The organism is Vibrio atypicus, assembly GCF_009811315.1.
Lineage (GTDB): Bacteria > Pseudomonadota > Gammaproteobacteria > Enterobacterales > Vibrionaceae > Vibrio > Vibrio atypicus.
On sequence record NZ_BLID01000018.1, the window covers coordinates 1 to 12,049 of the forward strand.

16 protein-coding genes and 2 pseudogenes are annotated in these 12,049 nt (G+C 40.7%); 3 read left to right on the forward strand and 15 right to left on the reverse strand.

Features of this window, described 5'->3' with window-relative positions; translation table 11 throughout:
• Positions 1-128 precede the first annotated feature (128 nt).
• The 4 genes from GVO60_RS21740 to GVO60_RS21755 form a co-directional block, all read right to left on the reverse strand.
• The gene (locus GVO60_RS21740; RefSeq protein ID WP_159657805.1) at positions 129-356 is read right to left on the reverse strand and encodes a hypothetical protein; all 228 of its coding nucleotides are present in this window, start codon (positions 354-356) and stop codon (positions 129-131) included.
• Positions 357-358: 2 nt separating this feature from the next.
• Positions 359-901 (reverse strand): hypothetical protein, encoded by a 543-nt coding sequence (locus tag GVO60_RS21745; protein ID WP_159657807.1) that lies wholly within the window; start codon positions 899-901, stop codon positions 359-361.
• Between the two features lie 122 nt (positions 902-1,023).
• Positions 1,024-1,887, reverse strand: coding sequence for a lipase family protein (locus tag GVO60_RS21750; protein WP_159657809.1), 864 nt, complete (start codon positions 1,885-1,887; stop codon positions 1,024-1,026).
• Between the two features lie 168 nt (positions 1,888-2,055).
• The gene (locus GVO60_RS21755) at positions 2,056-2,529 is read right to left on the reverse strand and encodes a hypothetical protein (protein WP_159657811.1); all 474 of its coding nucleotides are present in this window, start codon (positions 2,527-2,529) and stop codon (positions 2,056-2,058) included.
• A 203-nt stretch (positions 2,530-2,732) separates the two neighbouring features.
• On the opposite strand from GVO60_RS21755, the gene GVO60_RS21760 reads away from it, so the two are divergent.
• Together GVO60_RS21760 and GVO60_RS21765 are read left to right on the forward strand one after the other, a co-directional pair.
• Positions 2,733-2,981, forward strand: coding sequence for a type II toxin-antitoxin system Phd/YefM family antitoxin (locus tag GVO60_RS21760; RefSeq protein WP_004730320.1), 249 nt, complete (start codon positions 2,733-2,735; stop codon positions 2,979-2,981).
• Positions 2,971-3,261 (forward strand): type II toxin-antitoxin system RelE family toxin, encoded by a 291-nt coding sequence (locus GVO60_RS21765; protein WP_046268373.1) that lies wholly within the window; start codon positions 2,971-2,973, stop codon positions 3,259-3,261. Before GVO60_RS21760 ends, GVO60_RS21765 begins: the two co-directional genes overlap by 11 nt.
• Positions 3,262-3,386: 125 nt before the next feature.
• Here the strand turns inward: GVO60_RS21765 and GVO60_RS21770 are convergent, their stop codons facing one another.
• From GVO60_RS21770 to GVO60_RS21830, 10 genes are all read right to left on the reverse strand, one after another.
• Positions 3,387-4,043: a hypothetical protein gene (locus GVO60_RS21770; protein ID WP_159657813.1), complete on the reverse strand. Its 657-nt coding sequence runs from the start codon at positions 4,041-4,043 to the stop codon at positions 3,387-3,389.
• A gap of 161 nt (positions 4,044-4,204) precedes the next feature.
• Positions 4,205-4,963 (reverse strand): hypothetical protein, encoded by a 759-nt coding sequence (locus tag GVO60_RS21775; protein ID WP_159657815.1) that lies wholly within the window; start codon positions 4,961-4,963, stop codon positions 4,205-4,207.
• 136 nt (positions 4,964-5,099) lie between these two features.
• Complete coding sequence (locus tag GVO60_RS21780) at positions 5,100-5,570, reverse strand: dual specificity protein phosphatase family protein (protein ID WP_159657817.1); 471 nt, start codon at positions 5,568-5,570, stop codon at positions 5,100-5,102.
• A gap of 141 nt (positions 5,571-5,711) precedes the next feature.
• Complete coding sequence (locus GVO60_RS21785) at positions 5,712-6,236, reverse strand: hypothetical protein (RefSeq protein ID WP_159657819.1); 525 nt, start codon at positions 6,234-6,236, stop codon at positions 5,712-5,714.
• A gap of 162 nt (positions 6,237-6,398) precedes the next feature.
• Positions 6,399-6,881, reverse strand: coding sequence for a tetratricopeptide repeat protein (locus tag GVO60_RS21790; RefSeq protein WP_159657821.1), 483 nt, complete (start codon positions 6,879-6,881; stop codon positions 6,399-6,401).
• Between the two features lie 159 nt (positions 6,882-7,040).
• Positions 7,041-7,310, reverse strand: coding sequence for a hypothetical protein (locus GVO60_RS21795; RefSeq protein ID WP_159657823.1), 270 nt, complete (start codon positions 7,308-7,310; stop codon positions 7,041-7,043).
• A gap of 150 nt (positions 7,311-7,460) precedes the next feature.
• Positions 7,461-7,865 carry a DUF1801 domain-containing protein gene (locus tag GVO60_RS21800; protein WP_159657825.1) on the reverse strand — a complete coding sequence of 135 codons (405 nt, stop codon included), beginning with the start codon at positions 7,863-7,865 and terminating at the stop codon, positions 7,461-7,463.
• A gap of 718 nt (positions 7,866-8,583) precedes the next feature.
• Positions 8,584-8,976: a hypothetical protein gene (locus GVO60_RS21815; RefSeq protein ID WP_159657829.1), complete on the reverse strand. Its 393-nt coding sequence runs from the start codon at positions 8,974-8,976 to the stop codon at positions 8,584-8,586.
• Between the two features lie 695 nt (positions 8,977-9,671).
• The gene (locus tag GVO60_RS21820; protein ID WP_159657831.1) at positions 9,672-10,574 is read right to left on the reverse strand and encodes a hypothetical protein; all 903 of its coding nucleotides are present in this window, start codon (positions 10,572-10,574) and stop codon (positions 9,672-9,674) included.
• 135 nt (positions 10,575-10,709) lie between these two features.
• Positions 10,710-11,186: a GNAT family N-acetyltransferase gene (locus GVO60_RS21830; protein WP_159657835.1), complete on the reverse strand. Its 477-nt coding sequence runs from the start codon at positions 11,184-11,186 to the stop codon at positions 10,710-10,712.
• Between the two features lie 251 nt (positions 11,187-11,437).
• Between GVO60_RS21830 and GVO60_RS21840 the strand changes: the two are divergent.
• Positions 11,438-11,702: pseudogene (locus GVO60_RS21840) on the forward strand (hypothetical protein).
• An 88-nt stretch (positions 11,703-11,790) separates the two neighbouring features.
• Here the strand turns inward: GVO60_RS21840 and GVO60_RS22500 are convergent.
• A pseudogene (locus GVO60_RS22500) lies at positions 11,791-12,049 on the reverse strand (hypothetical protein); the annotation flags it as partial.

A 12,049-nucleotide genomic window follows, 5' to 3' on the forward strand; every position in this document is an offset into this window, starting at 1 on the left:
GCTCTGCAATAAAATTGCACACAAATTAAATACGCGCCCACGCAAAAGACTTGGGTATAGGACACCAACGGAGTATATTCATGCGCATCTGTAGAAAGTGTCGCACTTCAAACTTGATACTAAGTTTGCTACTTCCTTGGCCATGGGTTGTCAGGTTCGACATGAATCATTGGAGCTTCTTCTCCTGCACCCAAGTCTACCTCTGAGCCCTCAAAAACTCTGCCACGCCAGTGACCTTTGCGATACGAACCTTTTGAGAATGCTACTTTTTGTAGAGCTCGTTGTCTTTTGCCTTTCATGCCACCTTGAGGCTTGTGTGCTCCAGGCTTACCTTTATTATCTTCGTGCTGTCCCATGATTATGACTCCGGAATGTAGAAATTTGAAATTGGAAATGCTGACAATACCTCTTGCTCGCACTCCTGCTTCACCTTCTTGTTTTCAGTACTTTCCGGTGTTTTTGTTACCAAAGCTGAGTGTTTAGCCAGAATTTTCTTGAATTGGGTTTGATGAGTTGGCTTATATGATTGCTCTGTAGCAATTGAGGTTCTTAATTGAGATAACTCAAACGACAACACTCGATATTCAGCAAGCACTTCCTCATAAAGTCGTACTCTTTTCGTTATTCCCACAATGGGCTTGAGTACAGATATAACAGCTGCCGCAATTAAGAACCCTTGCCAAAAGTGACTACCAAGACCATCACTCCAAACTGTAAGACTCGCAATAGCCGAAGTTGACGCTGTCGCTGCAATGAAAAACTCCATTGTATTGTTGATAACGACATACTTTTTAAGCCTGCGACCAAAATATTTTTCATTGAGCTTAGCGGTTCTAAGCAAGTCATATACTTGCCAAACTGGATGTTCCTTGGTACTCAAATTTTTACTCCTTGTAAACATAACGCCGCGTTAAGTAGTGAGCAACGCAGCCACCTAACCTAAACCATTGCACCTTAAACACAAAACTCAATTTGAACTGAGAATACCACGTGTTGCGAATCTGCCTTAAACGCTTTGTTAGGCTATTGTTCACTCACCAAATACCTAAACCGAACAAACGAATTACAAAGCTGAGATTCATTGCTAATTTTATATATACTTTTAATCATACTCTTTATACCGTGTTCTCTATATGGATTATAAAACCAATGATCATTTTCCAACGCATACGTATAACCTTGTAAAGATAAGTATGATCTAACCCCAGTAATTCTTGGCACGATATCATCCACAGATACAAAATTAACAACCTTTTCTATTTCATGTAGCTGAGGAATAGATTGAAAGCCTACAATTTGATTAGAATCGTGCAATACTGCTGACGAGAAAGTATAAACATAAAGTTCATTGTTAAAGAGGTCACTTCGAGCACGATTACTAGAATACATTGCTAAAGCCCCCCCTAAGGAATGTCCAGATACGATTAATTTATACTCTTTGGAATTAAGCTCAATTTTATTTGCATCAATAAAGTTACCAAGCTGAAGATATGCATCTGTAAAGTATTCTTTAGCTTTTTTATCACCGCCAGTTGTAGCTTGGCTAACATCAATCGCCATTTCTTCTTTTGTAGATGTTCCTTTATAGGTGAAGTACATTGTTTCGTTGTTATGATCAATCACCGACAACGCTGTAACACCGGAAGCAGAGCGATGAATAGAACATTCTTGTTCAAAATCGCACTGATTATAGCGATCCCCTTCTAAATAATAAGAGTCCTTTGCATATTCTGCTGCTGTACGAATATAAAGTATTTCTTCATATATTCTACGATTATTATCTTTAAATGATGCTGCACACCCGTCAATTTTAGGCTCTAACTTTTTATATCCTACAAGGGCCAACACAACTAAAACGAACATAATAACAGTAAAAAATTTATACACTTATACTTCTCTCTAATTTATAGAACTTTGGCATCTTAGCCTAACGCCGCGTTAAGTGGTGAGCAACGCCAGCCACCGAACCTAAACCATTGTACCTTAAACACTAAAGCTGATTAAAACCGATAACGCCAAGCGTTGGGAATCCGTCTTAAACGCCTTGTTATACGACTATTGAAGCGTGGCGTAATATTCGGAGAATATCTGGAAATTTGTTACAAAGTACCCATCACCATTTGGAATAGTCGATACTTTAACTAACCCTTTACCATTCTCAAAGGTGGCTTGCACTTCATAATTTGAGAACTCATATTTCCCTTTAGCCGTAGACGCGGCCGATTTTGACGATACCCACTTTGATTCATCAATGGTTTTTAGTGTTCCAATTTTACTTAAAAACGATATTAATTGGATTCCTTCTTTCGTTTCCAAATACTTAGCAAGTTCCGGGTGAAGGTGCTCTTTAAATTCACTTAAGTCCTCTGTATTAAAACTCAAAACCACTTTCTTGATATAAGTTTGAGCAACAACATCTTGTTCAAAGGCTTTACTCGAACTGTATACTTGCAAAAAAGCAATTCCAATCGCACCGATCACTACAATTACAAATAGTGTCGCAAATACTTTAGCTATAATCTTCGTCATTATTGTTCCTTTTCAGACGGGTCGTATAACGCCTTGCTAAGGTGTGAGCAACGCAATACCTTAGCCTCCGCATAATACCTTAAACACATAAACCGACGCATAGTAAAAATGCCACGCGTTGCGAATCACTCTTAAGCAACTTGTTATACCGCTTGGTTGAGGCTAAAATGACCAATATAAAGACCACTTAAGAGACCGATTATATGACCACTAGAATTTTAGCCGATGTTGCTGCAAGCATTACTGAGTTGAAAGCTAACCCTATGAAAGTTGCAACTAGCGCTTACGGCGAACCTGTTGCTGTATTAAACCGAAATGAACCAGCATTTTATTGCGTACCTGCCGAAGCGTACGAAATGATGATGGACAGACTCGAAGATCTTGAACTACTCACTATCGCTAAAGAGCGTGAATCTGAAGAGAGCATTTCGGTAAATATTGATGACTTATAAACTCGACTTTAAAAAGAGTGCCCTCAAAGAGTGGAAAAAGCTTGGTTCTACTCTGCAACAACAATTTAAGAAAAAGCTAATCGAGCGCTTAGATAACCCACATGTTCCGGCTTCAAAACTATCTGGAGCTGACAACATGTATAAAATTAAGCTGCGTCAATCGGGCTACCGTCTCGTCTACAAAGTTGAAGACGATGTCATCATTGTAACCGTCCTAGCAGTTGGAAAGCGCGAACGTAGCGAAGTTTACCGTAAAGCCATGAAAAGGTTAGATGACTGATTGCGGTATAACGCCCTGTTAAGGGGTGAGCAACGCAATACAAAAGCCGCCGCATACCACCTTAATCACTTAAACCAACGCATAGTAAAAATGCCACGCGTTGCGAATCCCTCTTGAACAGTTTGTTATGTGTTGGCTACCTGCAATGCTAATTGGTCATTGTATAGACTCACTGCATAATCTGTAGCTTTAGCGACAAAGTAATATCCTGCCATCGCTACAACCTGATATTGAGGGCTATTGCTTTCAATACCGAAGACTTTAAGCGCTGACGGATGAATCAGTTTTGAACTTAACTTGTAGAAAAAGTTATAGTCCTCTAGATAGTTATGCTCATCGGCTAAGTTCCGCATATTAAAAGGACGAGTAGTAACATTTTCAAAAGGGAGCGCTGCAGTCTCTTCCTGAAGCACACTTAACGCACTTTCTGGTATGGGGTAACCCGCCGCTTTACATTTATTCATAAATGCAGCATTTAAATCGTCTCTGTCACCTACCAACTGGGCATAAAACCTTTTCAGTGAGTCTTCGTTTGAGTTGACTTCAAGCATGATTAAGTACAATTCAAAAACATTTCTGCTTGCTAGCGTGACTACCGAGTTATTGCTTCTATTTCGGAGCCACAACTCGACCTCATTGTTAATTGCTTTAAAAAGATGAATATTTAACAATGACTCTTTAGTCAAAGACTCGAGGGTACCCATTGAGCTTTGGATGTGCGTGAGATCCCTCTGACACTCTTCGAGCATACCAACAATTTTTTGCTGTTCATTCAAACTCATACACTACTCTATTAAATACATCGAAATATCCAGCGCCAACTCATAACGCCGCGTTAAGTAGTGAGCAACGCAACCACCCTACCTAAACCATTGTGCCGTAAACACTAAATTCAAAGCAAACCGAAAATGCCGAGCGTTGGGAATCTGCCTTAAACGCTTTGTTAGCTGGCTGTTTCCACTTCCGCAACTTTATTAGTATTTAAACTATCATCGTCTGTTTGATTGTATTTGATTAACCTAAAATTTTCGGCACTACGTATACAAAGACTCTCATCTGATGACAAAATAGAGAAAAGTTTCCCGCCAATAACACTAACAAAACGATACTTTTCTTCGTCATTGGATGAACAGAAGCCATCAGCAATTACATACTGACCTTCCGCATTCAGATCTGATTGTTGCACCCCGTTTGAGTAGCCTTTATTAAATAAGAAGGTTGGCAAAAAACAAATGATCATGAAAGCGAACACTCGATATTTAACTGAAATCGACATTAAAAACTTATTGCTCGTTACCAGATATATAAACAAGCAAATAGATACCAACGGATACAAACCTAACAATTTGAAATATCCGTCATTCGATACTACTAGATAAATTGCATTGCCTAATCCAAAGATAAGGCACACCACACAAAATAACTTATGAAAATAAGTAAAGCCTTTAGCAAACCCACCTTCAGAAATGAAGGTGTCATGCTGTGCTTTTGACATCGAGTTGTAACCATCCATCGCAGAATAGAATGCTAACACTCCTAAAGCAGGTAGTGCAGGATATACCGACGCTTTGATTACGTCAGTTAAAGCAATATAAGACAAGATGTTTATATCGAAGTTTAGCCAGAACCCCCACAGGTAAGACACTCCAGAGAAGAGCGCTAAACCATAGACTACAATACTTAATTCTAATTTAATATTCATATACTTGCCTTGCCAGCTAACGCCGCGTTAAGTGGTGAGCAACGCCAACCACCAAACCTAAACCATTGTACCTTAAACACTAAAACTGAATTAAACTCAAGTCGCCAAGCGTTGGGAATCCGCCTTAAACGCCTTGTTAGGTGTCTCTCAACGCGCTCAGTACCTTTAGCGCAAATTCGTCCCAACCTGGCGCAGTAAAGGCGATACTCCTTGCCTGTTTAACAGCATAAATGGCTTCTATAGGGGACAGTTTTTTGGTGCTCATTAAATATGCAGCTAAAGCTAGACCAGTGCGATCTTTACCTGATTTACAGTGAACAACAACCACACCATTACGCTCGTGCTGTTCAATGAAATTGAGTATTTGTGGGAGAGTCTTTAAGCAAAGTTCCAAATCACCATCGAGAGGTGGTGCGTTACTTGAAAGCGGAACGTTTTTGTAGGCAATACCCAATGAGTCCAGAAGAGAAACATGCACCATTTCACCGTCATTCACAGATAGTATGGCAACTACGTTGTTAATGTGTAGTTCATTAAGGTCCCACATACAGTTGTCAGGACCACACCTACCAGCCACTGATTTTTCGATAAAAAATAACTGCTGCAAAATAGTTCTCCATTAGACACCTAACGCCGCGTTAAGTAGTGAGCAACGCTAACCACCCAACCTAAACCTTTACACCATAAACACTTAACCCAGCTTCGAATGCAAAACGCCAAGCGTTGGGAATCTGCCTTAAACGCCTTGTTATATTTCAATTGCTTGCGCACTAAACTCAAGTTGATTTCTAGGAATTACAACTTGAAGGTAATCACCACCTACAGCTCCTTTTTCAGTAAAAAGAACATGGTCGAAAGGTGGGCATACATCAAACCACTCACCAGAACGAGATACAAAAGACTCAAAATCGAATTTAGATAAGTCTACTTCTGATTTTGAAATCCAGTCTATAGCGCAACTACTGTTACATATAATCTCGTGAGTAGCTTTTGCTTCTTGGAAAAACACTCTACTATGCGCAGCAGCCTCATAATCACTACCAGAACCATAAATGACCAACGACTCATTTGGAGAGCATATCACTCGCTCAACTAATAACTCCCAATTAGCTTGAGCCCAGTCGCCAAAATAATCATCAAACGAAACCAAAACGTATCCATGTTTTTCAGATTTCAACTTATGAGCTGAATATGACTCCACAACCATCTCAAAATTCTGATTTAGGAAGCTTATAAAACTATTAATACAACTATTTAAATACTCAGGACTCATAAATTACGCCAAACCTTCCTTGAAATATAACGCCCAATTAAGGTGTGAAGCACGCGACCACTATACTTAATTTGACCACCGTAAACACTGAGCTTAACTCAAACCAAAAATGCCAAGCGTGCTGAATCACTCTTAAATTGTTTGTTATAAGCGTGTTTCGTTTTACCACGTTCTATCTAAATCTTCTGCGTATAAAGAAATAGCTCGCTGATACTCTTTAATTGCATCACTGTTCGTGGTTGATACTAAAAGTTCGAGTAGTAATGACGTTGCTTCTTTATGGCGCCCCAAGTTGTAGAGACACATGGCATAAAAAGGCTGAACTTCAATAGAACTAGGGTACTCTCTTAAAGTTTGCTCAAAGTAGCTTAAAGCCTCCGAATACATGCCAAGGCTTCGATAGGTACTCGCTAGCCCGAACAAAGCATCGAACCTTTCTACCGACGATAACAAACCTGAAAGAGATGACAAATAATGAGTAATCGCTTCTTGCTCTTTACCTTCGTTGTCGTATGACCAAGCAATTTGCAAGTGAGCTTTAGCAGAATAAGTTTCATCGTTTAGCAGCGTTTTTAGCAAAGCCCTCGACTCTTGATACTTACCCTGTTTCCGCAATTCAATTGCTTGTTTGATGATACTTTCCATAATTTTCCTCGAAGCTTATAACGCCGCGTTAAGTGGTGAACAACGCAGACCACCACACCTAAACCATTGTGCCGTAAACACTTAAGCTGATTCAAACGAAAACCTCCAAGCGTTGAGAATCCGCCTTAAACGCCTTGTTATATGCCATTTCCCAATGACTTAAGGCTCGTCTCGTTCACCAGTTGTTTTGATTTTTAGATTTGGATTTACCCCACCACCGAATTCTGTCGATGGACCATGCGATACGCTTTGCGAACGATGAAATACGCATAGCCCAATTGCTGCGATAACAGGGATTAGCCAAATAATTGTGATTTGCGCTATTTTTTGAAATGAGTTTAATTCACTCCTTGTTGCGACATAGACAGAACCGCATAAGTTAATAAAGCTAATTCCCAAAAGAACAACAATCCAATTGTAAAATTCCATTTTCCCTCCATGGCTTATAACGCCCAATTAAGGGGTGAACAACGCTACCACCCAACCTAAAACATTGTGCCATAAACACTAAATTTGAAGTAGAAGCAAAAGTGCCAAGCGTTGTGAATCCCTCTTAAATTGCTTGTTATGTGAATTCTATTAGGCGCCTAAAAGAGGCAATTTCTTACGCTGCTGATAGGTTAAAGCCAACTCTAAACAGGACTTGATTACTCTTTCTGGCATCGGTTTCGATAAGGACAGAACTATAGCTCTATTTCCCTGAAACACCAGTTCTTCACCATACAGTTCCCGGAATGTATCGACGAGCTTGGTTTGGCAATTAAAGAAAAGGTAATAGTTGTTAGGATACTTGAGTTTCCAGTCCATTCTTAGCGGACTGCCTGTTTTTACACTGTAGCTTGGCTCACCCCATTTTAGAGTTTCTTCGACTTCACCAAGTTCCAACTCAGATGCTATTTGAAAGACTAGATTTCGTAGCTCCGCTAACCTAACACGAGCATTCTCTGGGTATACATCGAAGCGATCTTTGACTACCTTGTTCATTGGAATCTCCTATTCACATAACGCCCAATTAAGGGGTGAACAACGCCTCCACCCAACCTAACGCATTGTGCCATAGAGACTAAATTTGAAGTAGAAGCAAAAGTGCCAAGCGTTGTGAATCCCTCTTAAATTGCTTGTTATGTTTTACCACAAACGCATGATTTATTTGAGAAAGAACTGCGATTTCTAACGAATTCTCTGAGCAGAACCACAAGGACAGAACCAACTTGGCCACCAGAAGCGACTAACCCAAAACCAGTAATTCCACTTCCCTGCCCAATGAGGCAATCCGACCCAGATCCAACAAGTGCCCTTTCTTTCCAACCAAAGCGAAAAACAATGTTGAATTGCCGAGGCAACTGCCAAGCCGGAATGCTACTTGGCAAAGAACCCCAAAGCGACTTTAAGCCAGTTAAACAAGAAGCCAACCTCCACGACCTGACAATGAAGCAACCCTCGAACATTGGCATGTTTTACGGACTGAGAGATTCAAGAACTTAGGCCGACAAAGCGGATTTGATGAGTCTACTAGGGGCGGGTTGCTAGAGGGACAACGAACTTCAGCCTAAGAACCTTAAGCCCCTGAAATACAAAGGAAACATAACGCCCTGTTAAGGGGTGAGCAACGCGATACCGAAGCCACCGCACACCACCTTAATCACTGAAATCAACGCATAGTAAAAATGCCACGCGTTGCGAATCCCTCTTGAACAGTTTGTTAGTAGGTGACTTTCGTATAATCACCCAAACTAAAATATTCAAACTTTAGAACCACCCCACTATCAAAAGTAAGGGATAAAATAATGATATTGCTATCCAAAAACTGTTCAATATGCGTCAAGGCATGCCTACAAACACCTTTAATTTCGCTGAAATTAACTAATGAGCTGTAAGACGAAAAATCACTATTTATTGGCTCTGTTGGCTCACTGCAGACGCGCCAAAAGATAGTGATGCCATCGAAGTACAACTGAAACCACTGGGAGTCGAAACGAAAATACGCGACATTCGCTTGATCATGGATAGTTTGCGAACACTGGATTTGCTCAAGAAAGAACTGCTCACAAACTTTACCCACTTGGGGGACATCACCATTTATATTGAGCTCCATCTGAGCCTCCTGTCACCTACTAACGCCGCGTTAAGTGGTGAACAACGCCATCCACCAAACCTAAGCCATTGTACCTTAAACACTTAACCTGACTGGAACTGAAATCGCCAAGCGTTGTGAATCCGTCTTGAACGCCTTGTTAGGCGAAGTTTCCCACCGCTGTTTAAGGTTGTTTGAAAGCAGATTACCCTAAACAAAATAAGCAACCAAACACCCACTGACTTTTCGTGATTCAAGAACCATAAAAGCCACTTTGTTTCAGCCGAAATTTCGACAACCACGAAATACAGACTTTCAGCGATCAAGTTACTTTTGAGGAAACGAAACGTAAGGCTGCAAACATAAAGCGAGAACGAAAGCTTCAATTAACTTGCCCTTTCCACACTTTGAGCCAATGAAATTTACAACCAACCGACCGTGAAAACCAATGAGGCAACCCACGAAATTTGGCATGTTTACGGTTGGAGAGATTCAAGGATTTGAGCCGACAACACCAAGTTGCCGACTTAGAAAAACGAATGCTCAAAGAGAACTAAGAAGATGAGAACAAAGAACTTTCCTGCCCGTAGCCTAACGCCGCGTTAAGTGGTGAACAACGCGACCACCTAACCTAAAATATTGGGTCGTAAACACTAAAGTTAATTCAAACCCAAAATGCCAAGCGTTGTGAATCCGTCTTAAACGCTTTGTTATGTTTATATTTCAAGCCACTGATATGGCGCTGCTAACCCCATAACTAGTTCATGTCCTCTGTGAGAAGGAACGATACGTTTGGACACGTCATGCTCTAATTTAAATGAACCAAAACACAATACTTTTTTACCCGGTGTGATGAAACTATGATTTAAGCCGAACTTTAAACGAGCAATAGGGTAAATATTATTCCCTTTACCTTGAAATTTTGGAGAAAGCTCAGCTGAAGAAAAACGCCTAGTTGGGGTACTAAAATTGACTTTATTAACCTGACCTATAACCGCAGCTTTAACCGTACCGTTAGCAAGTACCTTTTGATGTAATTGATCATAATGCTTAACGTCAAAGAAAAATTCATCCCACCTTAATTTTTCTTTATCTACCATAACGAAAATTGACTGACGCATTATTGGATTTTTACGCCCATATTCATAAAGGTCAAGCAAACCATTTAGACTATTTACATAAGGCAATTTTCTACCGCGTGTTCTATAGGTTCGTTTTACTGTGTCGTGGTTATGATTTTTTAAAAAATCATTTTCCTTACCTTTCATTTTCATTTGGTCTTTATCATCCATCAAATGAATGCGAAAAACTCGACTACCATTAGCTAGGGCTGTAAGGACTTCATTTGTTGAGCCTGCTGCGTCAATTATTTGTTTTCCTTTTGTAGCAAAAGAACAAGTAATTGAATGATCTTCATATCTCGCCAACCTGAAGTAAGCTGGAACTTGAGTTGTCCTTGACTTACCAACCCTTTGACTAGCTGAAACATACTCAAGTTCTGCTTCACAGCCTTTTCCACCACAATATATTGGATTCGGTCTTCCAAAAGGTAGGTAATTCAAAATTGTTACTTGGTTTCGATTTGAATCATAACCAAATGGAATCTTCACTCCACTCACAGAACTCTCCTATAAACATAACGCCCTGTTAAGGGGTGAGCAACGCAATACCCAAGCCGCCGCATACCACCTAAATCACCAAACTCAACGGATAGTGAAAATGCCACGCGTTGCGAATCCCTCTTGAACAGTTTGTTAGGTGCGTAGCCAAAGTTGGTAAAAGTCTGTTTCATCGTGCTTGGGATTCTTGCGCACGAACTCCCAACCATGGCGCTTATAGAATGTGAGAGCTCGATGGTTAGTTCGGCTTACTGAGAGTACTGCACGCAAACAACCCGCTTTACTCAAAGTGCTTACAATATAATCCTGCAATTTTGCAGCGAGTCCTGAACCACGAAAGTTCGGCTTTAAGTAAATGAGATGCACATAGCCAGTCTCCGGCTCGGGTGAATAGCTACGAAACTCTAACTGCCCTGCAAACTGACCATCCACAAATATATGGATATAGAACCATCCTGATGTTGCTAACCGGTCTAATACTCGTTCACGATAACCACTGATGAAATCGTCGAAACCATCGTAATGCCCAAAACTACAAAAGTATGCATCTTTTCTCGCAGCAACGCACAATTCGAAATCATCAATGTTTATCTGCTGAAAAGCAATTTCCATACTTACCTTTTCCTTCAAGCACCTAACGCCCTGCTAAGGGGTGAGCAACGCAATACAAAAGCCGCCGCAAACCACCTTAATCACTAAATTCAACGCATAGTAAAAATGCCACGCGTTGCGAATCCCTCTTGAGCAGTTTGTTAGTCGCGAGGCACCGAGCGACAATTTTAAGCCGAACTAAACTTTGCGAACAACAAACTTTATGTGCTTTGATGCATTTACGTCAGGCGCAGTCTCAAAGCGGCTACTCAATGAAACCACTTGGAACAAACAACGCCGCAGAAAACGGGCTAACGACACCAAAAATCGCTTTTGGAAAGCCAACCTCACAGTGCGGACTTTCAACAAAGTCACTGAAAGCACGTGGAACTTACAACACCAGAGAAAACGTCATTTCAGCGAGTAAATCTGCTTTTGTACCCAACAAACTCACCGAGCGGAGTTGCAACCGAAAACAGACTCTCGATTACCCTGCTCTGTCAGCATCAGAGAACGAAACAACCGCTTGGAAAATAACAACACATTGATTTAGAACCGATAAAACTGACCTTTGACCGTCGAAGATCGAACAATAAACCAAGCAATCAGTAACCCAAGTTTTAAGCTAGAAACATGATTTTGACTGCAAGCTTTTTCTGGCGACTAACGCCGCATTAAGGTGTGAGCGGCGCTTGGCTATACTTGAGCGAAGCGAAACTGCCAAGCGTTGCGAATCACTCTTAAATGCTTTGTTAGCACTCTTGGATTCAAGTACGAAGTGCGACACCACTGAAAAATAAAACAGTGAGATGCGATAATCATGATTTTGCTCCCGCCAAGAAGTAAAGCTATGAAATATACACACCTCACTGAGAAAGAAAGAT

What these genes read in the sequence shown, in the direction of transcription:
- GVO60_RS21740 (WP_159657805.1), bottom strand. Translation starts at nt 356, where the DNA reads ATGGGACAGCACGAAGATAATAAAGGTAAGCCTGGAGCACACAAGCCT.
- GVO60_RS21745 (WP_159657807.1), bottom strand. Translation starts at nt 901, where the DNA reads ATGTTTACAAGGAGTAAAAATTTGAGTACCAAGGAACATCCAGTTTGG.
- GVO60_RS21755 (WP_159657811.1), bottom strand. Translation starts at nt 2,529, where the DNA reads ATGACGAAGATTATAGCTAAAGTATTTGCGACACTATTTGTAATTGTA.
- GVO60_RS21760 (WP_004730320.1), top strand. Translation starts at nt 2,733, where the DNA reads ATGACCACTAGAATTTTAGCCGATGTTGCTGCAAGCATTACTGAGTTG.
- GVO60_RS21765 (WP_046268373.1), top strand. Translation starts at nt 2,971, where the DNA reads ATGACTTATAAACTCGACTTTAAAAAGAGTGCCCTCAAAGAGTGGAAA.
- GVO60_RS21770 (WP_159657813.1), bottom strand. Translation starts at nt 4,043, where the DNA reads ATGAGTTTGAATGAACAGCAAAAAATTGTTGGTATGCTCGAAGAGTGT.
- GVO60_RS21775 (WP_159657815.1), bottom strand. Translation starts at nt 4,963, where the DNA reads ATGAATATTAAATTAGAATTAAGTATTGTAGTCTATGGTTTAGCGCTC.
- GVO60_RS21785 (WP_159657819.1), bottom strand. Translation starts at nt 6,236, where the DNA reads ATGAGTCCTGAGTATTTAAATAGTTGTATTAATAGTTTTATAAGCTTC.
- GVO60_RS21790 (WP_159657821.1), bottom strand. Translation starts at nt 6,881, where the DNA reads ATGGAAAGTATCATCAAACAAGCAATTGAATTGCGGAAACAGGGTAAG.
- GVO60_RS21795 (WP_159657823.1), bottom strand. Translation starts at nt 7,310, where the DNA reads ATGGAATTTTACAATTGGATTGTTGTTCTTTTGGGAATTAGCTTTATT.
- GVO60_RS21800 (WP_159657825.1), bottom strand. Translation starts at nt 7,865, where the DNA reads ATGAACAAGGTAGTCAAAGATCGCTTCGATGTATACCCAGAGAATGCT.
- GVO60_RS21815 (WP_159657829.1), bottom strand. Translation starts at nt 8,976, where the DNA reads ATGGAGCTCAATATAAATGGTGATGTCCCCCAAGTGGGTAAAGTTTGT.
- GVO60_RS21830 (WP_159657835.1), bottom strand. Translation starts at nt 11,186, where the DNA reads ATGGAAATTGCTTTTCAGCAGATAAACATTGATGATTTCGAATTGTGC.